Origin of the sequence: Streptomyces sporangiiformans (assembly GCF_005768555.2) — a bacterium.
GTDB classification, from domain to species: Bacteria; Actinomycetota; Actinomycetes; order Streptomycetales; family Streptomycetaceae; genus Streptomyces; species Streptomyces sporangiiformans.
Genome location: NZ_VCHX02000191.1, coordinates 1 through 599 on the forward strand (window position 1 = coordinate 1; position 599 = coordinate 599).

Consider the following 599-nt stretch of genomic DNA (forward strand, 5'->3'; position numbering starts at 1 on the left):
CCTGACCGGCGGATTCAGCGCCGGTCAGGGGGCGTCGGCAGAAGGCGGTTCAGACCTCGCCGGTCGAGGGCGTTCAGACCCTCGTCCGTCAGTCCGTCAAGGCGGTTCAGTCCTCGTCGGTGGCGGCCGTGACGGACGACGGCATCTGCTGCGTCGCCGCCGCGGTCTTCTTCGACGCCGACTTGGACGCCGACTTCGCGGCCGTCTTGGTGGTCTTCGCCGCCTTCTTGGCCGTGACCTTCTTCGCGGCCGTCTTCTTGGCCGCCGTCTTGGCCGTCGTCTTGGCCGTCGTCTTCTTGGCGGCGGCCTTCTTCGCGGTCGCCTTCTTGGCCGTCTTACGGGCCGTCTTCTTGGCCGGAGCCTCTCCCTCGGCCTCCGTCTCGGCAACCGTTTCGGTGGCCGTTTCAGGGGCCTCCGCCGGGGCCGACGCGACGACCACCACGGCCGTCTCCTCCGGCGCGGTGGGCGCGGTGGCCTTACGGACCGCACGGCGGCGCGGGCGGGCCGGAGCGGCGCTGCCGGCGGCGGGCTCGGGCTGCTCGGAGGCGGGCTCCGGCATCGGCTCGGGCTCGGCGGCGACGGGCGCCGCGACCGGCTCG

1 pseudogene is annotated in these 599 nt (G+C 73.3%); it reads right to left on the reverse strand.

What is annotated here, in order from left to right:
* Positions 1–106: 106 nt before the first annotated feature.
* Positions 107–599: pseudogene (locus tag FGD71_RS34830) on the reverse strand (Rne/Rng family ribonuclease); the annotation flags it as partial.